The following is a 23,077-nucleotide window of genomic DNA, read 5'->3' on the forward strand; positions in this document are numbered from 1 at the left end:
GTGGGCCCGGTGGAACGGGTCGGCCCGTGTCCGGCGCGTACGCCGTTCACGGCCGCACATCTCCTCCACTCAACAGGGTGCGGGCGCACAGTGTTCCATCATGGCCGCGCAGGGTCGGCGCTCCGGCACCCGGGGTGGACTTTCGCACAGCGGCGCAGCGAGGCGCGCCTCGCTGTGGCGGCGCGGCGCGCGCGTGGACGCGGGTCCGCGGGGCCGCTGGGTGGCGGGCCGCCCGCGGGCGCCGCGGAGCGGCCGGCGCGAACGCCGCGCGGGCTCAGCCGCCTTTCGCGGCGGAGGCGGTCCAGCCCTCGACCAGGAAGTCCACGGCCCGCGGGAAGGTCGGCACCCAGGTCTCCCAGCTGTGGCCGCCCTCGGGGTGCATGGTCTGCACGCTCATGTCGTTCTTGCGCAGCAGCTTGGCGAAGCGCTCGGCCTCTCCGTGGATGCTGCCGGTCTGCAGGGGGGTGTGGTCGTCCTTGCCCTCGACGAGCATGAACCGGATGTCGTCGACCCCGGGCTCGTCGAGGAGCCGGTCGGGCGCGTGGGCGCCGGGGTTGTCGCCGAAGGTGTCGCTGGGGTCGTCGACCTTGAAGTAGCCGGCCCAGCTGACGGCCTGGGCGTAGGTGTCGGGGTGGCGCAGCGGCAGCGCGGCCGCGCCGTAGCCGCCCATCGAGAAACCGCCAAGCGCGCGCAGCCGGCGCGGGCGGGTGTTTTCGCCCTCGACCGCCTTGATCGCCTTTTCGGTGACGAACGTCTCGATCGCGAAGTCGCCGTCGGCGGCGTCGCCCCACTCGGTGTCACTGCCCCCGACCTCCTGGCCGAAGGGCGCCGCGACGACGAACTCCACGCCGGTGCGGCACATCTGCTCGTCCAGCGCCTCGCCGACCCCGGCGTCGCGGACGTCGAGGTGGGTGGTGGTGGAGCCGTGCAGCAGGTACAGCACGGGCAGGTCGTCGCTGTCGGGGCCCGGCGGCCGCCGCACCCAGATGGGGCGCTTGCCGTCGGGGGCGCCCTTGTCGGGGACCTTGATGATCTCGTTCGTGCCGGCCTTGTCGCAGGACGCGACCTCGCCGGGGCGCGGGTGCACCGCCGAGTCGGCGCCCGGCAGCATCGCGGCTCCGGCGGCCTGGGCGGCCGCACCGCCGGGCTGGGGCATCTCGTCCCGGACCGCCGCGAGCGTGCCCGCCGTGGCTACGACGAGTGAGGACGCGACGAGAACCGCGGTCCGGCGGGAAAGGGTCGTGAACACACCGAGATCCTAAAGGGCGAGGTCAAGAGGCAGGTCCGGAATTCGGTTCGAGCGCTCGGGCGAAGGCCTCGTACGCGTCCCGACTGAAGAGGACGAACCGGACCTCACTCAATGTATTCGACGATGCAGGTGAGAATGCGAGGGTCGACCGCACGGCGATGTCGGCGGCGCTGTCCATGGGCCAGCCGTAGACGCCGGCGGAGACGGCGGGAAACGCGACCACGGCGGCGTTCAGCTCCTCCGCGACCTCCAGGCTGCGGCGGTAGCAGGACGCGAGGGTGCTGGAGCGGTCCTCCGACGCGCTGTAGACCGGCCCGACGGTGTGGATCACCCACGTGGCGGGCATTCTGCCCGCGGTGGTCGCCACAGCGTCGCCCGCCGGCAGGCCGTCGGGATGAGACGTGTCACGCAGCCGCCGGCACTCCCGGAGGATCTCGGGCCCGCCCGCGCGGTGGATCGCCCCGTCGACCCCGCCCCCGCCCATCAGCGAGGAGTTCGCCGCGTTCACGACCGCGTCCACCCGCTGCTCGGTGATGTCGCCCTGGACCAGCGTGATGTCCATCCCGACTCCGTTCTCCCGTCGCCTCGTGCGGCCCTGCCTCCCTTCCCTGCTTCCCCGCTGCGGCGCCCGCCGCACATCAGACCGCGCCGGAACTCCTGCCCATCCCCGTCCCGGAGGGATACCCTCTCCCCAACGACCACTCGGCCCAGGGGGAGTCATGACGGAGCAGTACAGCGAGGACCCGGACGCGGCCCTCATTCCCCGTCCCGCCGCCACGCCCGAGGTATTGCGCAGAGCGGTCTCCAGGATCACGCCGTCCCGGGTGAAGGAGTTCGACCGCCAGCTCGTGGAAGCCAGCACCGAGGCGCAGGAGCAGCAGCAGCTCGGGCCGCTGCACGTCTTCTGCCGTTCTTGGGCCCAGCATGTCGAGATTTACAGGTTTCCTGCGGTCGGCAGTCGGCTGACCGAACTCGAGCACGTCGTCGGATCCGGGCACCCCGACACGGACAACGCGGTCAAGGAGATCAGCCGGATCGTGCGCGACGCGGACGCGAGGCTGCGCGAGTGAGCGACTGGACGTGGGATTTCGATCCGTCCCACATCGGAGAGGGGCTGCCGAGCGCTGTCCGTGCTGAGGTCGAGTGGGTCGCGGCAGAACTCGTGTTCATGGGGGCGGACGCGGACAACGCCGGGCGCCCGATCGATCGGAGCGGCGGACTTCGCGAGTTTCCGCTCGTCCACGGTCCCGGCTTCATCAAGTACCTGGTCGCCCATCACCGGCACGAGATCGTGATCGTTCACGTCACCACATTGGGATGACCGGGTCGGAAGAGGCAGCGAACCCGGGTATCCCCATCGCCGAATCCGGGTAAAACTGGGCGCAGCGGGCCGGAAGGCGGGTCGCGACGGCGTGTAGTACTACCGGGAGTAGACTCAGAGTCATGAATCGGCTCGGCGATCTCGAACGCGCGGTGATGGATGTACTGTGGCAGCGGAACGAGCCTTTGACGGTCCGCGATGTGGGCCGTGCTCTGGCCGACCGCGACCTCGCTCACACCACCGTCATGACCGTGCTCGACCGGCTCGCGAAGAAGGGCGTCGTGGCGCGGGACCGCGAAGGGCGCGCATGGCGCTACCGTCCCGCCGCCAGTCGCGAGAACTACGTCTCGGAACTCATGATCGACGCCCTCGGCGAGACCGGCGACCGCGACGCCGCCCTTGCGGCGTTCGTGAGGTCCATGAACGGCAGTGAGGCCGAGGCGCTCCGGCGCGCTCTAGAGGAAAACGACGAGCCGAGGACGTAGCCGAATGGTGAGTGCCGCACTGCTCAGCGCCATCGCAGTCAGCTGCTTCGCCGCGGCGGCACGGCTCCGTCGGGCCTCGTGGCCTCGCCGGGGGCCCTATGTGGCTGTCATCGTCTGGCAGGTGCTCGGTCTGGCCTGGGGATTCTCCACCATCGGGGCGCTGCTCGCCTTCGGGCTCGCGCCCTACGGCCGCGGCGTCGTGGGCGGGCTGCTCGCGCTCGCTGAGGACGCGGGCACCCACAACCTCTACCTCTCCGAGATCGCCGGAACCACCCTGGGCGCGACCCAGGTCGGGGCGGTCATCCTGGCCGTCAGCCTCACGCTTCTGCTGTTCACCGGTCTGACGGCGTCCTTCGTGCAGGTGCTGCGCGTGCGGCGCCGCCACCACGACCTGCTCGGACTGGTCGCCCACGACGACCCCGAGGTTCCCGGCGCCCGCATCCTGGACCACCCCGCGGCCGCCGCCTACTGCTTGCCCGGGGTGCTGCGCTCGGAGGTCGTCATCAGCGCGGGCGCGCTGGAGGTGCTCGACCGCAGCGAGCTCGCGGCCGTCATCGCACACGAGCACGCCCACCTGCGCCAGCGCCACGACCTGGTGCTGCTCCCGTTCTCCTCGCTCAAGCGCGCGTTCCCGCACGTGCGCATGGTCGAGGTCTACTACCGCGCCGTCGCGCTGCTGATCGAGATGTGCGCCGACGACCAGGCCCGGCGCGAGCGCTCACCCAAGGAGCTGGCCATGGCGCTGCTGCGCTTCGGCGCCTCGGGGACCTCGCCGGTGCCCGCGGGGGCCCTGGCGGTGACCTCCGACGAGCCCGAGGTCCTCACCCGCGTCTCCCGGCTGCTGAACCCGGTCCAGCAGCTCACCCGCCGCCAGACCACCGCTGTGCTCAGCGCCGCCGTCGCGCTGCTGGGCACCATCACGGTGCTGTGGAGCCTGCCCCTGTAGGCGCGCCCTTCCACCCCCTCCACCCGCCGAGCCACCCGTCGAGAGACCGCTCCGGCGCCGCCGGAGCGGCGGCCGAGCGGTCGGCGTCCGGGCACGATCCCCCGGGCCCGCGCGTTTAGTCTGGGAGAGGCCGGGGGCACCGCCGCCGGCAGACCATCCGCCACGAGGTTCGGAGCGTTCTGTGCTCGGCATCCTGGATATGCTTTGGTGGCTCATCTACGTAGCGATCTTCGTCACCAGCCTGTTCGCCCTGGTGGACGCCTCCCGCACGCCCGCGCAGGCCTTCCCCGCCATGGACAAGCAGACCAAGAAGCTGTGGGTCGGCCTGCTCGCTGTGGGGACCTTCGTCGCGTTCAGCGCGGTGTTCAGCTCAATCCGCTTCTTCGTGTTCATCGCGCTGATCGCCACCCTCATCTACCTGCTCGACGTCCGCCCCGCCGTGCGCAGCATCGGACGGAACGAGGGGCCCCGCGGTCGCTGGTAGCCCCGGTTCCCGCGGCTGTGCCGTGCCGCCCCCGGCCTCCTGCGGTGGGCGCCGCCCGGGCGCCGCGCCGGTCCCGCTGCGCGCGGCGGGCACCGCGGGCGCGCCGGCCCCGCCGGCCGCATCCGCCAGCAGGTCCCGGGCGTGGCGCACCGACTCCGCGTACATCGGGTCGCGGGTGTAGTAGGAGTGGCCCAGGATCGGCGGGTACAGCGCCTCGCCCGGACGGACTCCGTAGTGCCGGGGGTCCGGCAGCGGCTCGGCGTAGCCCACCGCTCGGGCCCGCCCGTCGTCGAAGGCGAGCACCGGGCCGCCGATCGGGTCGGTGGCGCGCCACAGGTTGCGCCACCGCGACGCGCGCTCACGCAGGTCGCCCAGCGCCACCGGACCGAAGTAGGCGGGGAAGTAGCGCGCGTACAGCCGCGACAGCGGGGAGCCGTGGGTGATCAGCACGACGCGCCCGCGTACCCGAGCGGGCACCTGCCACAGCGTCGCCGCCGCCAGCACGGACCCCTGGGAATGCCCGGACAGCACCACTCCGGTTCCCCGGTCGGTCATGTCGGTCACCCGCGCCGCCAGCTGCGGGACCGCGCGCTCGCCGTAGCTGGGCGGCGCCAGCGGGTGGCCCAGCCGCGGCCAGAACGTGCCGACGTCCCAGAGCACCCCCACCGCCTGCCGGGTGGGCTCGTCGCGGTAGGCGCTGCCGCCGACCAGCATCAGCGCCGCCAGGAAGCCGCCTCCGAGGAACGAGCCGACCGCCACCAGCACCGTCAGCACCGCCTGGGATGGCGTGGTCGCGCCGCCGGCCTGCCCGGGCGCGGCTGTCAGCTGCCCGGTGGCGGCCGAGAACAGCGCCAGGCCGATCAGCGCCGCGACCGGCAGCGCCAGGGCCGCCAGCGACGGCGGAAGGTACTCGGTGACGCCGCCGAAGGCCCGCGCCCGTGCGATGTCGCGGGTGCGGTCCGCATCGGCCGGACGCCCGTACATCGCGGTCGCGGTTTCGGCCTCGCGCCGCGCGCGCAGCCGCAGCCGGACCAGCGCCGCGCCTGCGCACACCAGCGCGATCGCGGCCTCCAGGGTGAACGCGAGCTGCAGCCAGGAGTACGCGGCGGCGGGACGCAGCACGATGCAGCCGTCCGCCTGGGCTCCCGGGTAGTAGCAGCCGCCGAGCCATCCGGCCGCCTGGTAGACCACCGCGGCCGACAGGGCGCCGCCGAGCAGGGCACCCAGAACGGCCGCCGCCGGTCCCGCCGTCCCCGCAAGCGGCACCCGGGCGGGTGCGCCCGCGCCGCGGTGCAGGACGACCGCGGCGGCCAGCAGCAGCGCGCCCAGGACGCACTGCGCGGCGAGCAGCGTGTTCAGCACGGTCGAGTACCAGGGCAGCGTCCCTTCGGCCGTCCACGCCGGGCGCGGCCACAGGGCGTAGACCAGGGCGGCCGCGAGCAGCACCAGGGCGCCGTTGCGGACCAGGCGGCACGCGGTGTCGGCGCGGCGGTGCGCCGCCGCGGTTGAGCCCGGCACCACGGTGCCGGCCGCGCTGAGCGCGGTGGTCGCCGCTAGCAGCCCCGCGATCGGCAGCCCCGCCGCCAGACCCCGCGCCGAGGCACCGTCATGGTGCAGTGCCGGAGCGGCCAGCAGGAAGGCGACGACCGAGACCGCCACCGCGATGTGGGCCGAGCGCAGCCGTGCCGTGGTGGCGTCGGCCTGCCAGAAGCCCGGCTCGCTCAGCGGGGCCTCGGGCCGGGGCACGGGGTCGGGCAGCGCGGCGGCCACGGTGTGCGCCCCGCTGCGCCGCGACAGCAGCCACAGCACCGCGATCACCGCCAGCGGCAGCAGCGCACCCGCGGCCAGGGCGCGCGCCGGCTCGGCCAGGGGCGCCTGGGGCGCGGCGAGCAGGCCGAGCAGTGGGCGCAGCTCGGCGCATCGCCGGCCGTAGCCGGCGCACTGCCAGCCGACGAGGTCCATGCCGACGCCCGCGGCCGCCAGCACCAGCAGCGCCGTCAGGCTCAGCGCCAGCAGGCGTGCGGCCGCCCTGTAGACGTGCTCGGCCGCGGCCATCCCCCGCGAGGGCGCCTGGCTACTGCGGGCGGGCCGCATCCAGTAGGCGATGTTGACCAGCATGAACGGCAGGAGCAGCAGCCACAGCGCGCGTGAGGAGCGCCCCGAGGTCAGCTTGCCCCAGGCGAAGATCTCGCGGGGGAGGCCGGGCACGGTCTCGGTGTCCGGCCGGCGCCGCCACCGGAAGAACCCGGCGAGGGGGTCGCCGCAGACCCGCACGGCGGGCTCGACGTCCAGCAGCTCCTCGGCCTGTCCGCCGCTCACTCCGTGCACCCGAAGTTCGGCCGCCCGTGTCTCCGGCATGCCGCCGATTCTCGCACGCGGCCCGCGCGCGGTACGGGGAGCCGCACCGCAGATGTCCCGGTCACCGGCCGGGTCCGGCCACCGGCCGGAGCGTGCGGCGGTGGGCGCGGCCCGCCGGCGGCACGGCGCCTACTGCACCACCGACTCGTCCTCGACCGACCAGGTGTTGCAGGCGCCCGGCGCCTCCTGTTCGAGGCCGTGCTCCAGCCAGAGCACGCTGTTCTCGGCGGAGCCGTGGGTGCGCTCCGCCGCGGGAGCGCCCGCCCGGTCGGCCGTGGCGGCGGCGTCGTCGAGGACGGCGTCGATGTCGTCCCTCGTCAGCGGGTAGCTGACCTCGACGGCGCCCAGGAAGATTCCGGCCAGGCAGTTGGCCTGCAGCTCGCTCTTGCGGGTCCACTCGTTGCGCAGGAGTTGCGAGGACTCCTTCCCGCGCTGGTCGTGGTAGTACTCCAGCAGCCCGGCCTCGCCCTGGACGTGGTGGCCGTACTCGTGGGCCAGGAGCGAGGCGTAGACCGCGCTCTGCTCGTTGCCGCCCCACTTCTCGACCACGTCGCTGGTGCCGATGTAGATGCTTTTCACCGTCCGGCAGTAGAACGCGCCGGCGGACGAGGGGTACTCGCGGCACGGGCTGGAGCCGCCCTCGCTCCAGAAGACCCGCTTCGGCGGCTCGAAGGGGATGCCGGCCTCCTCGAACTGGCGGGCCCAGGCGTCGTCCAGGCAGTCGGTGACGGTGTTGAGGAAGTCCTCGACGGAGGCCGGGTCGTGGACGTCCAGCCGCGGCGCGGGGCACGGCAGCGGCATGAGCTCACCTGTCGAGTACAGCGGGTTGTCGACCAGGGCCGACTGCCCGGTGGGCCGTTGGGTGTCGGCGGTCGGCGCCGGGGTTTGGGACAGGTCGGGGTCGGCCCGGCCCGACGAGGCGGCGGACTCCGCGTCGAACCGGTCGCCGCCGCCGGTCGCGACGACGGTGAGCAGCGCGAGCCCCAGCAGCAGCGCGGCGAGCGCCGCATAGAGCGCGGTCCGGCGGCCGGCCGTGCCGCCGCCCCGCCCGCCGGAGGGCCGTGAGTACGCCCGCATACGCGATTCGCCGGGCCGGTTCAGCGCAACCGCCGTCCGGCGGCACGGGCCGCGGGACAGGCGCTCGTGTGGATGCTCACTCGACCAGGTCCTCCCGTGCCTCCCAGGTGTTGCATGCCGCGGGGTCGCCCCGGTCCATGCCGTGGGCGGTCCACATCCGCCCGTTGGCCGGTGTGCCGTGGGTGCGTTCGCCGGGGTCGAAGTCGCCGCGCCGCCCGGCGTCGTCGAGGATGCCGGCGTACTCCTGCGCACCGATGGGGTAGCTGTCCTCGACCGCGCCCAGGAACAGCCCGCCCAGGCAGTTGGCCTGCAGCTCGTTTCGCCGGGTGAGCCGGTCCTGGACCGCACCGGAGTCCCGGTCGGCGCGCACGCCGTGGAAGCGTCCCAGGATTCCCGCCTCACCCTGCACGTGGTGTGCGTACTCGTGGCTCAGCAGGAACGTATAGGCCTCGGGGTTCTTGGTCTCGGCCGAGTTCTCCACAATGTCCTGGATACCCAGATACAGCCCTTCATTCGCCTGGCAGTAGAACGCGGCCGTGCCCACCGTGGGATAACTGCCGCACGGGCTCTGGCCGGAGGTGTACCAGTAGATGCGGCTGGGGGCGTCGAACTCGGTGCCGGTCCGGGCGAACTGCTCGCGCCAGGCGGTGTCCAGGCAGTCGGTGATCTCGTGCAGGAAGTCCTCCATCGACTCCGGGTCGTCCGGGTCGAGCGCGGGCGCCGGGCAGGTGACCTGCGTCATGCCTCCGCTGGAGTAGAGGGGGTTGTCCGTGAGGGCGTCCGCGCGGGCGCCGGGGCCGTTCGGCTGCCCGTTGGATACCGGCGCCGCTCCGGTGCCGGGTACCGCCGGAGCGGCGTGGGCGGAGGGGCCGAACAGCGCGGAGACGCTGATGAACGTGGCGAACCCGATCGCGGTCAGCCCGGTGAACAGCACCAGCGTGACGCTCAGGCTGAACCGCTGGCGCGTCCGCCGCGCATACTCGGGGAGTGCGTAGTCGCCGCCGGCCGCCTGCCGCCCGCGGAGCGTGTTCGGGCCTGCCGCCCCGGTGCGTAGGGCCACCCGCTGTGCCACCTCCCCCTGGGATGCGCTGTGCCGCCCGGATGCGCCTGCACCCGCGCCGATCACGATTATGACGGCTCGTGGTGGGATGCGCAGGTCCGGGCCGATACCGGCCGCGGGGGGATGCGCATCGGACCGCGTGTCTACGCTCGGGACGACGCCGAACGATAGGCTCTCACCTCATGTGGCGGGTTGGAATCGCACGGGCGGCGGCAGCGGTCGGGGCGCTGCTCGTGCTGTGCGCCCCGGGCGCCGCCTCGGCGCAGGAGGGCGCACCCCCTTCGGCCGCGGAGTCGCTGCCCGCGTCCCTGCCCGACGACGCGAAACGGCAGATCACCAACGACATCCGGCTGAACCTCGGCGACAACGGCGTGCTGCACGCCGAGGAGTCGCTCTCCTTCGGCCAGGACCCGCCCGAGGAGTTCGTCCGCACGTTCTCCGTGCGCGAGCCCTACGACACCGACCACAGCCGCATCTACGAGGTGACGGGAATCTCGGCCGTCGACGGCGCCGGGCGTGAGATCACCGTCACGACCGACGACCGCGGCGACACCCTGGATGTGCGGATGGACACCTCGGGGCGTTCCGAAGCGGTGCTGCGCTACACGGTCCGCGGCGCCGTCGACCCCGTGGGCGGCGGCACCGAGATGGAGTGGACCGCGGTCGGCGGCTACAGCCGCACCGTCGCCGAGACCACGGTCGTCGTCGACGCCGCCGTGCCGCCGAGGGCGCTGTCCTGCACAGCGGGCCGGGCGCGCAGCTCCATCTACTGCACCTCCTCCGACATGGGCGGCCACGAGGCCGTCCGCGCCCGGTTCCTGCAGACCGACATGGATCCCGGCGAGACCCTGCACGTGGTCGTGGGCTACCCGGCGGGCGCGATCAGCGGTGAGGCGATCGTCGACCGCGACTGGTCCCTGCAGTCGGCCTTCGCGATCACCCCGGGCACCGCCGCGGTCTTCGGCGTCCTGCTGCTGGTGCCGGTCGGCGTGCTGATCGCGCTGATCCGCATCCGCGGGCGCGACGAGCGCGCCCTGCGCACGGAGGCCGCCGCGGGCGACAGCACCCCGGTGGACGCCTCGGACCCCGGCGCCGGCGGCGGAGTCCGCTTCCGCCCGCCCGACGACGTGCACCCCGGGCAGATCGGCACGCTCATCGACGAGCAGGCCGACGTGGTCGACATCACCGCCACCGTCGTCGACCTGGCGGTGCGCGGCCACCTGACCATCCGCGAGCTTCCGCACGCGCAGTTCTCGGCCACCGACTGGCGGCTGGACAAGTGCCCGCCGCCCGACGACGCCCTGCTGGGCTACGAGAGCATGCTGCTCGACGCCCTCTTCCGCGACGCGCACCAGGTCAAGCTCTCCGAGCTGGGCCGCAGCGGGTTCCCCGCGCGGCTGGCCGGAGTGCGCGAGGAGCTGTACCGCGACATGGTGCGGCTGAAGTGGTTCGCCAACCGGCCCAACCTGGAGCGCAACCGCTGGGCCAGCGCCGGGATCGCCATCACCGTGCTCGGCCTGGTTCTGACCGTCGTGCTGGCCGTGTTCACCAAGGCGGCCTTCACGGGGCTGGCCGTCATCATCGCCGGCGCCGCCGTGACCGTGGGGGCCCAGTTCATGCCCGCGAAGACCCGGCAGGGCAGCGTGGTCTTCGCGCACACCCTGGGCTTCCGGTCCTACCTGCTCAGCGCCGACGCCGAGGACGTGCCGCCCGAGCACCGCGTGAGCGTGTTCTCCCGCTACCTGCCCTACGCGATCATCTTCGACAACGTGGACCGGTGGGCGGCCGTCCTGGCCGCGGCCGGCAGCGAGGACGCGGCCGACGGCCTGCCCTGGTACATCGGCCCCGACGACTGGCGGCTGCAGGACTTCGCCGACTCCATCAAGTCCTTCGCGCTGACGCTGACCGGGGTAATCTCCAACACGCGGCAGTTCCGCACCCTCAACTGAGCCGGCCCGCCCGCGGGTGCGGCGGCACGGGCCGGACCCCGCGCGTCCGGCACGAGGGGCCCGAAACGACGAGGAGGAAGCCCATGCGGGCGGTCCTGCAACGGGTCGCACACGCCTCGGTGACCGTCGAGGGCGAGGTCACCGGTGAGATCACCGGGCCGGGGCTGCTCGCCCTGGTCGGTGTCACCCATACCGACACCGCCGCCGAGGCCAAGCGGCTGGCCGCCAAGATGTGGGGCCTGCGCATCCTCGACGGCGAGGCGTCGTGCTCCGATATCGGCGCGCCGCTGCTGGTCGTCAGCCAGTTCACCCTCTACGGCGACGCGCGCAAGGGCCGCCGGCCGACCTGGCAGGCGGCGGCGCCCGGGCCGGTGGCCGAGCCGCTCGTCGACGCCGTCGTCAAGGAGCTGCGCGACCTCGGCGCACACGTCCAGACGGGGGTGTTCGGGGCGCAGATGTCGGTCTCGCTGACCAACGAGGGGCCGTTCACCGTCGTCGTCGAGGTGTGAACAGCCCGTCTCTGACCTCCGACCGGTTCCGGCGGCGTGGGCAGGGCCGCCGCCGGCTCACCCCCCGGCGCCGGGCTACTCCTCGCCCACCGGCTCGAACTTGTAGCCCAGGCCGCGCACGGTCACGATGAACTCGGGGGTGCCGGGGTCGCTCTCGATTTTCGCCCGGAGCCGCTTGACGTGCACGTCCAGGGTCTTGGTGTCGCCCACGTAGTCGGCACCCCAGACGCGGTCGATCAGCTGCATCCGGGTCAGAACCCGGCCGGCGTTGCGCAGGAGCACCTCCAGCAGTTCGAACTCCTTGAGCGGGAGCTGGATGTGCTCGCCGCGCACCGTCACCACGTGCCGCTCCACGTCCATGCGGACCGGACCGGCCTCCAGCGCCGTGGGCAGCAGGGCCTCGTCCTCGCCGCGCCTGCGCAGCACGGCCCGGATGCGCGCGACCAGCTCGCGGGAGGAGAACGGCTTGGTCACGTAGTCGTCCGCGCCCAGCTCCAGGCCGACGACCTTGTCGATCTCGCTGTCCTTGGCCGTCAGCATGATGACCGGGACATTGGACTTCTGCCGCAGCGTCCTGCACACCTCGGTGCCAGGCAGGCCGGGCAGCATCAGATCGAGCAGTACCAGGTCGGCCCCGGTCCGGTCGAAAGCCTCCAACGCCACCGTGCCGGTCGGTGCGACCGCGACCTCGAACCCTTCCTTGCGCAGCATGTACGAGAGGGCATCGCTGTAGGATTCCTCGTCCTCAACGACGAGTACACGCGTCACTGTGCTGCCTCCTGATTTGATCTTTCGCCGGGGCTGGGACGCTCCCGGGTCTGGGCGTTGGGCAGACGCAGCGTGAACGTCGACCCCGAGCCCTCCTTGCTCCACACGGTGACTTCACCGCGGTGGTGGGTCATGATGTGCTTCACGATCGCCAGCCCCAGGCCGGTGCCTCCGGTCGCCCGGCTGCGGGCCGCGTCGACACGGTAGAAGCGCTCGAAGATGCGCTCCAGGTCCTGCGGGGGGATTCCGATCCCCTGATCGGCGACGCTGATCTCGACCATGTCGCTCTCGGCCTCGATCGAGACCGACACCCTGGTGCGTTCGGGGCTGTAGGCGACGGCGTTGGCCACCAGGTTGCGCATGGCGGTCACCAGCAGGCCCTCGTCGCCGAGCACGACAGCGCCCTCGGTGCCGCTGGCGACGAGCTCGATCTCCTTGGTCTCGGCGGCGGTCCGTACGGCGTCCATCGCCTCGTCGACCACGACCTCGACCGGGACCCGGTCGGGCTCGGCCATCGGCTCGGCGCCCTGGATCCGGGAGAGCGTGATCAGGTCCTGGATCACGCTGGTCAGCCGGGCGGACTCCTGCTGCATGCGCCCGGTGAAGCGGCGGACCGCCTCGGGGTCGTCGCTGGCGTCGGCGATGGTCTCGGCGAGCAGGGACAGGGCGCCGACCGGCGTCTTCAGCTCATGGCTGATGTTGGCGACGAAGTCGCGGCGCACCGCCTCGACGCGGCGCCGCTCGGTCTGGTCCTCGGCCAGGACGAGCACCAGGCCGGTGCCGCCCAGGGGCGCCACCCGCACGGCGAACGAGGTGGAGTCGGGGCCGAACTTGCGCACGGCCACCTCGATCTCGGTCTCGCGGATGACGCCGTCGCGGCGTACCTGCCGCGCCAGGGCGAGCAGGTCGCTGATGACCAGCTCCTCGCCGCGGACGATCCCGTAGGCGCGCGCCGCGGAGCTGGCGCGCAGCACGCGGTCGGCGGGGTCGAGCACCACCGCCGAGGACGGCAGCGCCGCCAGCACCTCGGCGATCCCGGCCGGGAGCTCGGCCTGGCGGGGCTCCTCCTTGGCGCGCGTACCGCCCGATTCGCTGATGCGGAACGCCAGACCCGCCGCGACGCCTGTCACGAGGCCCACCAGTCCCGCTAGCGCGGCGAGCAGTTCTCCTTGCACGCTTCGATCGTAAGCCGCAAAGCCGCTGCCTTACCCTGCTGACCACGGCTTACAACCGAGGTTCTGCGACTATTCACCGATGCTTTCGCAATGATTAAGCTACGAACTGGGACGATGTGAACCATGCGCGATACGTATCATGAGGAGCTTGACTCCCTCAGCGAGCGCCTCGTCGAGATGACGCGGCTTGCCCGGCACGCGGTCGCCCGCGCGACCACCGCCCTGCTCGACGCCGATCTCAACGCGGCGCAGGAGGTCATCTCGGGTGACGAGGAGCTCAACCGGCTGGACGAGGACATCGAGGCCACGGCGTTCGACCTGATGGCCCGGCAGCAGCCGGTGGCACGCGACCTGCGCATCATCATCACGTCACTGCACATGGCCGGCGACCTGGAGCGGATGGGCGACCACGCGGTGCACATCGCAAAGATCGCCCGGCGGCGCCACCCCGACTCCGCCATCCCCGCGGAGCTGCGCTCCATCGTGCTGGAGATGGGCCACCAGGCCGAGCTTCTGGTCATCAAGGCGGGCGAGGTCGTCAGCCAGCGCGACGCCGAGACCGCACTCGAACTCGACTCCGACGACGACCGCATGGACCGGCTCCGCCGCCGGCTGCTCACCCGCATCCTCGACCCGGGCTGGCAGCACGGGGTCGAGGCCACGATGGATGTCACCCTGGCCGGCCGCTTCTACGAGCGCTTCGGCGACCACGCGGTGCACGTCGCCGACAACCTCGTCTACATGGTGACGGGGGAGCGGCCCAAGGACTACGAGTCGGAGGCCTGACCCGAGCGCCCGGCTTCGGGGAGGGGCCGGTCGCCCCGGCCGCGCGCCGGGGCGGCCGGCCCCTCCCCTTCGCGGGGTGCCCGCGGCTTGGGACGGGCCGCTTCAGCCCGTGTGAGCAGGGCGCGCGGGGGCCCGCCGCCTCTTTGCCCGCCCGTTGCGCACACCTGTGACCGAAGTGAGACCATGGAGGAGGGAAGGGCTCCTTCGGGCATCCCTGCGTGCCGACCAGAGGGGCGTGCGGTCACGCGGTGGCCACGGCTCCGGCCCCTGCCGGGTACCCATTCCGGTCGACCCGGAAGCACCTGGCACGGGCTTTGTCAAGACCCCGAATGCGGCACTGACCTGCGCGTACGTAAAACCAATAGGTACGTTAAGTCACAGATTCGTGGTATCCTGGTGGTAGCGGAAGGGGTACTTGTCACATGACTTTCAAGGTCGGCGACACCGTTGTCTACCCCCATCATGGGGCTGCTCGTATTGAGGCGATCGAGACTCGCACCATTAAGGGCGAGGATAGGTCCTACCTCGTTCTCCGGGTTGACAAGGGTGATCTCACAGTACGCGTACCGGCGGAGAACGCCCAGGACGTCGGGGTGCGCGACGTGGTCGGGCAGGACGGCCTCGACCGGGTGTTCGAGGTTCTGCGCGCACCGCACACCGAGGAGCCCACGAACTGGTCGCGGCGCTACAAGGCGAACCTGGAGAAGCTCGCCTCCGGCGACGTGAACAAGGTCGCAGAGGTCGTCCGCGACCTGTGGCGGCGCGACAAGGAGCGCGGGCTCTCCGCGGGTGAGAAGCGGATGCTCGCCAAGGCGCGGCAGATACTCGTGAGCGAACTCGCACTCGCGGAGAAGACCAACGAGGACAAGGCCGAGGCGCTGCTCGACGAAGTCCTCACGAACTGACATAGCACCGAAAATCGACTGCATTCATGTCAAGAATTCCGAGGGTGGGCGTCGGTACCGACGTCCACCCTTTTATGTCCGGAAGAATTCTGTTCCTCGCGGGCCTGGAATGGCCGGGTGAAACGGGTGTCAGCGGCCATTCCGATGGCGACGTCGCCGCACACGCCGCCTGCGACGCCCTGTTCTCCGCGTGCGGGCTGGGCGACCTGGGCAGCCAGTTCGGCACCGACGACCCGCGGTGGAAGGGCGCTTCAGGCGTCGACCTGCTCACCGAGACCGCGGCGCGGGTGCGGGCGGCCGGCTTCGAGGTCGGCAACGTCGCGGTCCAGATCGTCGGCAACCGCCCCAAGTTCGCCCCGCGCCGCGCCGAGGCCGAGGGCGTGCTGTCGGCGGCGGTGGGCGCCGCTGTCACGGTGTCTGCGACCACCACGGACGGGCTGGGCCTGACCGGCCGCGGCGAGGGCGTGGCGGCGATCGCGACGGCGCTGTGCGTGCCGGAGGACGGGCGCGGACACGGCTCCGGAGCGGCCTGAAGCCCAGGCGCAATTCCGCGATGTGAGAAGGCGCGGATCGGAAATCAACCGCGCGCCGTAGTTTCGGCGAAGCCGTCTCACATTACGGACAAATCCACGGCCAGTTCGGCCTGTGGAGGGCGATTCCGCGTCGCGGAGACGGCCGACCGAAATACGGCCGGGTCCATTCCGGACGCCGGCTTCGGAGGCACTCAGGGCGGTCGGCCGAGGCCGGGCGGAAGGCGCGCTGTGCCACCTGCGGAACGCAGGGGCCGCGCCTTGCGCAGCCGGGCGAGGCATGCGGGACCGCGGGCGCCTGCCGGCGGGCCGCGCGCGGCCGGGGCGGGCGCCCGGCGGTCCGCTCCCCGTCGGCGAGAGGGCCCGCGCGAATCCGCGGTTCCTCCGGCTCGCCGCGCCGCCGTCCCGGCCGCCGAGGCGGCGGGTCCTTCACCGGCCAAGCCGCCGCGCGGCGGCGGCTACTCCTCGGGCGGCTTGGGCTCGCTGCGGACCCGGTTGGACGGCGGGTCGGCCGGGAACGGGGACGGCGCCTCGCGTGGCGGCGCCTCGCGAGGCGGTGTCCGGCGGGGCTTGAGGACCATCGGGCGCTTCTCGATCGGGGGCGCCGCGGGGTAGGCGTCGCCACGGTGCGGATCGGGCCGATCGGCGCCGGGGGCGCCGCTGTGCCCCCCGCCCCCGGTCCCCTCGGCGGCCGGTTCGTCCGAGGGGGAGGCCGCGTCTGTGCCGGGCTCGGCCTCGTCGTTGGTCGGGTCGCCCGGAGGCAGGTCGTGCACGAAGCCGTCGGCGTCCTCTCCCGGGTGCGCCGGGGCGGCCGCGGACGCGGTCTGCCCGCCGTCCCGGTCCGGGGCGCCGAGGGGCTCGGGAGTCGGCGGGGCGTCGGCGGCCCGCTTGATCGGGTTCTCGGCGGCGCCGGGCTCGCGCTTTGGCAGTTCGAACGCGTCCTGTGCCGTGTCGGCGGCGTCCCCAGCGGGCTCGGCGCCGGCAGGGAGCGGGCCCGAATCGGCCGCCGCGGCGGCCGCGGTGTCCGCGGCCGGTTCCTGATCGGCAGCGGTGTCGGGGACCGCGTGCAGGGCCGCGGGGCCGGCTGCGTCTGCGGCTGCGTCGGCTGCCTCCTCGGCCTCCGCGGGGCGGCCCGGTTCGGCCTCGGCCGCCTCTGCCCCGGACGCGGGGGCGATCGGCGCGCGGTCGGAGTCCTCCTCGGCGTCGGCCCACGCCCACTCGTCGGAGTCCTCGGATTCGCGTGTATGCGCGCCCGGCGCGCCGGCGGTCGGCCGTGCGTCGCCGTCGTCGACCGGACGGTCCGCGGGGACGGGAGCGGCAGCGGCGGGCCACAGCGGGGCGGACCCGACGGCGGAGCCGGAGTCGACTTCCCCGGGCGCGTCGGCGGGCTGCTGCGGCTCCCGGGAGCCGTGCGGGCCGGGCTCGTCGGGCTCCTCGGTCCCGGCGCCGGTATCGGCGGGTCGGCGGGAGAAGAGGCCGGGGCGCTTGCGCCGGCGCGGCGGAGCGGGCTCCTCCGGCGGTTCGGGCCGCTCGGCGCGCTCGGGGCGGCTGGGGCGGTCGGCGGGCTCCGGGCGCTGGGGGTGCGGGCCGGGGTCGCGAAAGTCCGCTGGTTCGGGGGCGCGCGGACGGGGCGGCGGCCCGGGGCTGTGCTGCAGCGGCGGCGCCTCGGCCGCGGCGGCCTGCGGCCGGGGCTCCTCGTCCAGCAGTTCGTCCAGCGGGCGGGTGTCCTCCTCGGCCTCGGCGGGCGCGGGCGCGCGCGGGGGCTCAGGCTCGTCCTCGGGCTCGGCGCGGTTCCTTCCGCGCCGCCGTTCGCGCGGGCGGCGGGGGCCGGTGCCGGGGACCTCGCCGCGCAGGTGCATGACCACCGACAGGAAGAGTCGGAAGGCGACCAGCAGCGCCAGCCAGGGGGCGACCGCGGCGACGACCATCGCGACGCCGGGCACCAGCACGAGGCCGCCTGCCTCCAGGGCGCTCGCGCCCGCGGCGACGGCGACCAGCAGGACGATGAGCCCGTCGGCCCACAGCCGCCGTGAGCGCGGGGCGGTGCGCAGCACGTAGCTCGTCCACAGCGCCATGAGGACGAGCAGCGTGAAGACCGCCGGATACAGATGGGCGTAGCGCGCGCCGACGTTGCCCTGCACGGCGATCTGGTACACGCCGTTGTAGGAGAGCAGAACCGCGCACCCGGCGATCACCAGCACGCCCAACGCGGTGAACAGCATCGCGGCCACCGGCGATCCGGAGTGCTGCGGCTCGGGCGCAGGACGCGTACCTGCGGGTTTGGAGGAGCTTTTAACGGCCATCGTGCGCAGAAGCGTAGCCCAGCGAACGCGGCGAACACGAGTTTGCGTATCGCCCGAAACCGGCCGTATCCGGGACCGGCGCGCCGCGCGGCGCGCCGCGGCTGCGTTCCTCCCGGTCGGGGGCTGATGAAGGAAGAGCGGGTCATGGACCGGCGGCGGTCGCGGGGCCGTGTGCGCGGGATTTCGGGACGGATTCCGCCGAATTGCGGACGCCCGTTTCACGGCTTCCCGCCGACCGACCCGCCCCTCGCCGGGAGCCGCTGTTCTCCCGGGGCCCTCGGAGCGGCTCCGGAACCGGAGGGGTGAAGAGTCCTTCCCGCAGTCGCCGGCCGGCGACTGCGGAGGTCACGCCGCCGGCCCGGTGCGGGGCCGGTCGGCTGTGGAGAGCGGGCCCGTGGTAAACCGCCGAACCGCTACCCTGGGCGGTGTGAGTCTGCGCTTCTATGACACCAGTGCCCGCCAGGTCCGCGACTTCACACCCCTGCGCGAGGGGTGCGCCTCGCTGTACCTGTGTGGTGCCACGGTGCAGGCGCCGCCGCACATCGGCCACATCCGCTCGGGCGTGAACTTCGACATCCTGCGCCGCTGGCTGGAGTACCGCGGCTACCGGGTCGTCCTGTGCCGCAACGTCACCGACATCGACGACAAGATCATCAACGTCGCCGCCGCCGAGGGCGTCGAGTGGTGGGAGGTCGCCGAGCGCAACCAGCGCGCCTTCACCTCCGCCTACGACATCCTGGGCTGCCTGCCGCCCACGGTCGAGCCGCGCGCCACCGGCCACGTCCCCGAGATGATCGAGCTGATGCACCGGCTCATCGACCGCGGCCACGCCTATCCGGCCGGCGACGGGTCCGGCGACGTCTACTTCGACGTGCGCTCCTTCCCCGGCTACGGCGAGCTGTCCAACCAGCGGATCGAGCAGATGCGCGGCGCCTGCGACACCGCCGACGACGGCGGCAAGCGCGACCCGCGCGACTTCGCCCTCTGGAAGGGCGCCCGGCCGGGCGAACCCAGTTGGGACACCCCGTGGGGCCGCGGCCGCCCGGGCTGGCACCTGGAGTGCTCGGCCATGTCGACCAAGTACCTGGGCAGCGCGTTCGACATCCACGGCGGCGGGCTCGACCTCGTCTTCCCGCACCACGAGAACGAGACCGCCCAGTCCAAGGCCGCCGGCGACGGCTTCGCCCGCTACTGGCTGCACAACGGGCTGCTCACCATGAGCGGCGAGAAGATGAGCAAGTCGCTGGGCAACTCCCTGCTCATCCCGCAGATGGTCCGCAAGGTCCGCCCGGTCGAACTGCGCTACTACCTGGCGCAGGCCCACTACCGCTCGGCCATCGACTACTCCGACGACGCGCTGTACGAGGCCGCCGCCGCCTACCAGCGGATCGAGGGGTTCCTGACCCGCGCGAGCGAGGTCGCGGGCACCGTCGAGCGGGCCGCGGAGGTGCCCGAGGCGTTCGCCGACGCCCTCGACGACGACCTCGGCGCGTCCCAGGCGCTGGCGGTCGTGCACGGCCTGGTCCGCGAGGGGAACACCGCGATCGCCGAGGGGGCCAAGGAGCGCCTCGCCGAGCTCGGCGGCCGGGTGCGCGCCATGCTGGACGTACTCGGGCTCGACCCGTTCTCCGAGACCTGGTCGGCGAGCGGTACCGGGTCCGGGCTGCGCGACGTCGTCGACTCGCTCGTTGCGGTCGCCCTCGACCAGCGCCAGGCCGCGCGCCTGCGCAAGGACTACGCGGCCGCCGACGCCATCCGCGAGCAGCTGCTCGCCGCCGGCATCGTGGTCGAGGACACCCCGCGCGGCCCGCGCTGGGAGCTCCGGCGGGACTGAGCGGCCGACGCACCGGGGTGGCCGGCACCGCCGCGGTGCGGACGCTGTGCCGCTCGGTCGGCGGTATGCGGTGGGCGGGGTGCGCCCGCACCGGCGCGTCGGTCCGGCGGCGCCCCCGGCGCGAGCCGCCGATGGCGCGGCCACCCGCTGCCATCGGCGACCATGGAAGGGTGCCGCATCAATGCGGCCGGACGTCGGAGAGCGTCGGCGCCTCCCGCGGGTGCGGGCCGCGAACCGGCGGTCGGCGGCACATCACAGACCGGAGGGCCGGCCCGGCGGAACGGGCGCGGCCCGGTCGGCGCCGCGGACGGCACCGCCGTCGGCGGCCGCCGGAACAGCAGAGCTTTCGCGCCCGCAGCGGCCCCCCGACCGGGGCGGCGGCGCGCCGACACCAGCGGTAACCGAAGGGTGAGGACAGCAGGCCATGCCGGCGAAGAAGAGCAAGAAGGGCCCCACCAAGGGCAGCGGCGGCAAGGGGAAGCGCTCCCTGGAGGGTAAGAAGGGGACGCTTCCGGCCGAGGAGCGCCACTGGTACTCCGAGAAGTCGCGCCGCTCCACCAAGAACGCGGCCAAGAACCCCGCGAAGAACCCCGCCAAGAGTTCGGCCAAGCAGGCGCCTACGGGCGCGGCGAAGCCGGGCGCTCCGACGGCGCCGCCGCGAGCTGCGGCCGCTGAGCCGGGCGCCCGCGGCGGTACGCCCGATCTGCTGGTCGGGCGCAACCCGGTGCTGGAGGCGCTGCGCGCGGGGTTGCCCGCAAAGCGGCTGTTCCTGGCCAACAGCCTGGACCAGGACCAGCGCATCACCGAGGCGGCGCGGATCGCGGGCGACGCCGGTCTCGAGGTGCGCGAGGTATCCCGGACGGAGCTGGACCGGCGCTGCGACAGCCAGGGCCAGCCCGGCGCCGCCCACCAGGGCCTCGCCCTGCAGACGCGGCCGTACCGCTATTGGAACCCCGAGGACCTGCTCGACGCGGCCCGGTCCACGGCCGAGGAGACCGGCGTCCCGCCGCTCATCGTGGCGCTGGACGGTGTCACCGATCCCCACAACCTCGGCGCCGTGGCCCGCTCCGCGGCGGCGTTCGGCGCGCACGGCCTGCTGATCCCCGAGCGCCGTGCCGCGGGGGTGGGCATCGCCGCCTGGAAGACCTCCGCGGGCACGCTGGCCCGCCTCCCCGTCGCCCAGGCCACCAACCTCACCCGCACGCTCAACGGCTACAAGAGCGAGGGCGTCTTCGTCGCCGGCCTCGACGGCGGCGGCGAGACCGAACTGGTGGCCCTGGACGTGGCCGCCGGCCCGCTGGTCATCGTGGCGGGCTCGGAGGGCAAGGGCCTCTCCCGCCTCGTCCGCGAGACCTGCGACCAGATCGCCCGCATCCCGATCAGCGGCGCCGAGTCCCTCAACGCCTCGGTCGCCGCGGGAGTCGCCCTCTACGAGATCACCCGCCGCCGATCGGCGTCCACGCAGCCCGGGCACTGACGCGAAACCGGTACGATGCGACTGTGCGCCCCAGGCAGCGCTGCGGTGCGCACAGGCCGACGTAGCTCAATTGGCAGAGCGCTCGCCTTGTAAGCGAGGGGTTAGGGGTTCAAGTCCCCTCGTCGGCTCTTTTCATGCCCGAACCGGCAGGTCAGAGTCCTGAGGCGAAGCAGCCGGGAGTTCTCGGGGCGGGCTGCGGATGTCCGCTGCGTGAACGGTATACCCGGGCTCCGGGCGTGCGGGTCAGGTCCGTTCCACGAGCAGCGAGCGGCCCGGGCCGGAGAGCTCGTCCACCGCCTCGCCGCGACCCGCGATCGCCATCAGCACGGACTCGCCGCGGCCGCGCACCTCGGGGCCGTCGCCGTGGGTCCAGTCCAGATCGCTCGCGACGAGCGTCAGGCCGCGGGCACGCTTGGCCGCGCCGATGGGCGGGGCCTGCAGCGCCAAGCGGAGGGCGGTGCGAAGGCGGTCGTGCGGGATCTCGCGGGGCAGTCCGAGCGGGCGGCGGATGTCCTGCTGGTGGATCATGCCGTCGACCAGGGCGATCATGCCTCCACGCAGAGCGGTCAGCCCGCGAGGGCGCTGATACTTCCGCAGAATGCGCACCAGTTCGGCCGTTGGGCGGGGGGAGTACTCCGCGACGCCGATGGCGTTGGCCTTGTCCACGTTGAACCCCGCCCGGGCCAGCCGGGCGGCGAGACCGCCCCACCCCAGCTCCTCGTAGCTGATCGCGTGGGCGACCACGTCGCGCACGCTCCAGCGCTCGCACAAAGTCGTGGCGTCCCACTGCTCCGGCGACAGGGAGTCGAGCAGCTCCGCGAACTCGACGCGTTCGCATACGGCCATGGCCATCGTTCCGGCCCCGGCCCCGTCGCCCTGCTGCGTCATAGTGCCGCCTCGCCTTGTCCGCGCCTGTGTGCCGGGACCGGCGCGGTCGCCGCCAGGCCGGTCCCGGCACACAGGCGGCGTTGGTGACATCGCCGTCGTGTCTACTCCGCAAGTATGCGGTCCCCGACCGGGCGCGGTCGACCCTCGTTCGTGGATGCGGCGGGTCGGCACCGTGTTATATTCTCGAACGGCTATATTCTTTGTCAGGTAACAAGACCGGCCAGCAAGCGGGTCCCCGTCCCGGACGATCGCCCGCCGCGAAGGGGACCCCGCCGACGAAGCCGGCAAGCGGCCAGCGGGACCGGTGGGGCGGGGGTGCTCCATCCGGTCCTCCGGGCGCTCGCCGTCATGGCGTCGGCCCGGGGAACACCCGTCGTCATTTCTGTAAGCAGCGACTTGTGCGCGGGTCTCAGTCAGCGGGCGGAGTGCCCTGGAGGGCCGGGCGGCCACTTTTCCGAAGCCGCTGAAGACAGAGACGCATCAGCCATACCCGGCCCTTGCGGGCCGCATGACAACGTACGGAGGAAGCATGAGCGACGCACTGCGCCGCGTGGGGGACCAGTGGGCTCTGCGCTTCGAGCGGCGCTTCGCGCATCCGCCGGAGAGGGTGTGGCGGGCGATCACCGAACCGGAGCACCTCGGCCGATGGTACCCGCTCACCCCCGCGGAACTCGCCCCTCGCGTCGGCGGGGCCATCGTGTTCGAGGGCGAGGACGGGGCTCCGGGGCCGCGGGCCGAGATCACCGAGTTTCTGCCGTCCCGGGTCTTCGCCCTGCGGGAGTACGACGAGGAGACCGGCACCCACGGGCTGCGTCTGGAACTGGAGCCCGATGGTGAGGGGTGCCGCATGGTCTTCACCCACACGTTCGCCGACGACACGTGGGCCGCGCAGACCGAGACCGGGTGGATCGCGTGCCTCGACGAGCTCGGACGCGTCCTGGACGAGATGGGCTGAGGGGCCCTATACCGTTCC

The 23,077-nt window shown here is 73.0% G+C and carries 22 protein-coding genes and 1 tRNA gene; 14 read left to right on the forward strand and 9 right to left on the reverse strand.

The annotated features are described in order from the left end of the window. Positions 1–274: 274 nt before the first annotated feature. Complete coding sequence (locus ABEA15_RS09990; protein WP_345556398.1) at positions 275–1,249, reverse strand: alpha/beta hydrolase; 975 nt, start codon at positions 1,247–1,249, stop codon at positions 275–277. A 22-nt stretch (positions 1,250–1,271) separates the two neighbouring features. Next, complete coding sequence (locus ABEA15_RS09995) at positions 1,272–1,811, reverse strand: O-acetyl-ADP-ribose deacetylase (protein WP_345556399.1); 540 nt, start codon at positions 1,809–1,811, stop codon at positions 1,272–1,274. A 157-nt stretch (positions 1,812–1,968) separates the two neighbouring features. Here ABEA15_RS09995 and ABEA15_RS10000 point away from each other — a divergent pair, with 157 nt between their 5' ends. The 5 genes from ABEA15_RS10000 to ABEA15_RS10020 all read left to right on the forward strand — a co-directional run bounded on the left by ABEA15_RS10000 (position 1,969) and on the right by ABEA15_RS10020 (position 4,485). After that, entirely contained in the window at positions 1,969–2,319 is a 351-nt protein-coding gene (locus tag ABEA15_RS10000; protein ID WP_345556400.1) for a DUF6247 family protein, read from the forward strand. Beyond that, positions 2,316–2,570, forward strand: a complete 255-nt coding sequence (locus ABEA15_RS10005) for a hypothetical protein (RefSeq protein ID WP_345556401.1) — start codon at positions 2,316–2,318, stop codon at positions 2,568–2,570. Before ABEA15_RS10000 ends, ABEA15_RS10005 begins: the two co-directional genes overlap by 4 nt. Positions 2,571–2,692: 122 nt before the next feature. Next, on the forward strand, positions 2,693–3,055 hold the full coding sequence (locus tag ABEA15_RS10010; RefSeq protein ID WP_344142582.1) for a BlaI/MecI/CopY family transcriptional regulator: 363 nt from the start codon (positions 2,693–2,695) through the stop codon (positions 3,053–3,055). Positions 3,056–3,059: 4 nt separating this feature from the next. Beyond that, positions 3,060–4,001, forward strand: coding sequence for a M56 family metallopeptidase (locus ABEA15_RS10015; protein ID WP_344142583.1), 942 nt, complete (start codon positions 3,060–3,062; stop codon positions 3,999–4,001). A gap of 190 nt (positions 4,002–4,191) precedes the next feature. Then, complete coding sequence (locus ABEA15_RS10020) at positions 4,192–4,485, forward strand: DUF2516 family protein (RefSeq protein ID WP_344142831.1); 294 nt, start codon at positions 4,192–4,194, stop codon at positions 4,483–4,485. On the opposite strand, the gene ABEA15_RS10025 is transcribed toward ABEA15_RS10020, so the two are convergent. The 3 genes from ABEA15_RS10025 to ABEA15_RS10035 all read right to left on the reverse strand — a co-directional run bounded on the left by ABEA15_RS10025 (position 4,372) and on the right by ABEA15_RS10035 (position 8,980). Continuing rightward, complete coding sequence (locus ABEA15_RS10025; RefSeq protein ID WP_345556402.1) at positions 4,372–6,843, reverse strand: hypothetical protein; 2,472 nt, start codon at positions 6,841–6,843, stop codon at positions 4,372–4,374. The genes ABEA15_RS10020 and ABEA15_RS10025 overlap by 114 nt on opposite strands. A 129-nt stretch (positions 6,844–6,972) precedes the next feature. Next, positions 6,973–7,920, reverse strand: a complete 948-nt coding sequence (locus ABEA15_RS10030) for a neutral zinc metallopeptidase (protein WP_345556403.1) — start codon at positions 7,918–7,920, stop codon at positions 6,973–6,975. A 76-nt stretch (positions 7,921–7,996) separates the two neighbouring features. Next, positions 7,997–8,980 carry a neutral zinc metallopeptidase gene (locus ABEA15_RS10035; protein WP_345556404.1) on the reverse strand — a complete coding sequence of 328 codons (984 nt, stop codon included), beginning with the start codon at positions 8,978–8,980 and terminating at the stop codon, positions 7,997–7,999. A 182-nt stretch (positions 8,981–9,162) separates the two neighbouring features. Here ABEA15_RS10035 and ABEA15_RS10040 point away from each other — a divergent pair, with 182 nt between their 5' ends. Beyond that, complete coding sequence (locus ABEA15_RS10040; protein WP_345556405.1) at positions 9,163–10,929, forward strand: DUF2207 domain-containing protein; 1,767 nt, start codon at positions 9,163–9,165, stop codon at positions 10,927–10,929. An 83-nt stretch (positions 10,930–11,012) separates the two neighbouring features. Continuing rightward, the gene (gene dtd, locus ABEA15_RS10045; RefSeq protein WP_345556406.1) at positions 11,013–11,438 is read left to right on the forward strand and encodes a D-aminoacyl-tRNA deacylase; all 426 of its coding nucleotides are present in this window, start codon (positions 11,013–11,015) and stop codon (positions 11,436–11,438) included. A 75-nt stretch (positions 11,439–11,513) separates the two neighbouring features. Here the strand turns inward: dtd and ABEA15_RS10050 are convergent, their stop codons facing one another. Beyond that, a complete protein-coding gene (locus ABEA15_RS10050) occupies positions 11,514–12,206 on the reverse strand; it encodes a response regulator (RefSeq protein WP_344142593.1) in 693 nt (230 codons plus the stop codon). Further along, positions 12,203–13,381, reverse strand: coding sequence for a sensor histidine kinase (locus tag ABEA15_RS10055; RefSeq protein WP_344142595.1), 1,179 nt, complete (start codon positions 13,379–13,381; stop codon positions 12,203–12,205). Before ABEA15_RS10055 ends, ABEA15_RS10050 begins: the two co-directional genes overlap by 4 nt. Before the next feature lie 123 nt (positions 13,382–13,504). Between ABEA15_RS10055 and phoU the strand changes: the two genes are divergently transcribed. The 3 genes from phoU (at position 13,505) to ispF (ending at position 15,605) form a co-directional block, all read left to right on the forward strand. Continuing rightward, the gene (gene phoU, locus ABEA15_RS10060) at positions 13,505–14,167 is read left to right on the forward strand and encodes a phosphate signaling complex protein PhoU (RefSeq protein ID WP_344142596.1); all 663 of its coding nucleotides are present in this window, start codon (positions 13,505–13,507) and stop codon (positions 14,165–14,167) included. A gap of 422 nt (positions 14,168–14,589) precedes the next feature. Beyond that, entirely contained in the window at positions 14,590–15,072 is a 483-nt protein-coding gene (locus tag ABEA15_RS10065) for a CarD family transcriptional regulator (RefSeq protein WP_311547025.1), read from the forward strand. Positions 15,073–15,098: 26 nt separating this feature from the next. Beyond that, the gene (gene ispF / locus ABEA15_RS10070) at positions 15,099–15,605 is read left to right on the forward strand and encodes a 2-C-methyl-D-erythritol 2,4-cyclodiphosphate synthase (RefSeq protein ID WP_345556407.1); all 507 of its coding nucleotides are present in this window, start codon (positions 15,099–15,101) and stop codon (positions 15,603–15,605) included. Positions 15,606–16,060: 455 nt separating this feature from the next. On the opposite strand, the gene ABEA15_RS10075 is transcribed toward ispF, so the two are convergent. Next, complete coding sequence (locus ABEA15_RS10075; RefSeq protein ID WP_345556408.1) at positions 16,061–17,905, reverse strand: DUF2637 domain-containing protein; 1,845 nt, start codon at positions 17,903–17,905, stop codon at positions 16,061–16,063. 427 nt (positions 17,906–18,332) lie between these two features. Here ABEA15_RS10075 and cysS point away from each other — a divergent pair, with 427 nt between their 5' ends. From cysS to ABEA15_RS10090, 3 genes are all read left to right on the forward strand, one after another. After that, entirely contained in the window at positions 18,333–19,739 is a 1,407-nt protein-coding gene (cysS, locus tag ABEA15_RS10080) for a cysteine--tRNA ligase (protein WP_345556409.1), read from the forward strand. A gap of 424 nt (positions 19,740–20,163) precedes the next feature. Beyond that, complete coding sequence (gene rlmB, locus ABEA15_RS10085; protein ID WP_345556411.1) at positions 20,164–21,216, forward strand: 23S rRNA (guanosine(2251)-2'-O)-methyltransferase RlmB; 1,053 nt, start codon at positions 20,164–20,166, stop codon at positions 21,214–21,216. Between the two features lie 55 nt (positions 21,217–21,271). Further along, positions 21,272–21,344 (forward strand) — tRNA-Thr (locus ABEA15_RS10090). Between the two features lie 115 nt (positions 21,345–21,459). On the opposite strand, the gene ABEA15_RS10095 is transcribed toward ABEA15_RS10090, so the two are convergent. Next, positions 21,460–22,104: a maleylpyruvate isomerase family mycothiol-dependent enzyme gene (locus ABEA15_RS10095; RefSeq protein ID WP_345556412.1), complete on the reverse strand. Its 645-nt coding sequence runs from the start codon at positions 22,102–22,104 to the stop codon at positions 21,460–21,462. A gap of 529 nt (positions 22,105–22,633) precedes the next feature. Between ABEA15_RS10095 and ABEA15_RS10100 the strand changes: the two genes are divergently transcribed. Continuing rightward, positions 22,634–23,059: an SRPBCC domain-containing protein gene (locus tag ABEA15_RS10100; protein WP_345556413.1), complete on the forward strand. Its 426-nt coding sequence runs from the start codon at positions 22,634–22,636 to the stop codon at positions 23,057–23,059. The last annotated feature ends 18 nt before the right edge of the window (positions 23,060–23,077 follow it).

The sequence above is a fragment of the Streptomonospora halophila genome, assembly GCF_039542725.1.
Lineage (GTDB): Bacteria > Actinomycetota > Actinomycetes > Streptosporangiales > Streptosporangiaceae > Streptomonospora > Streptomonospora halophila.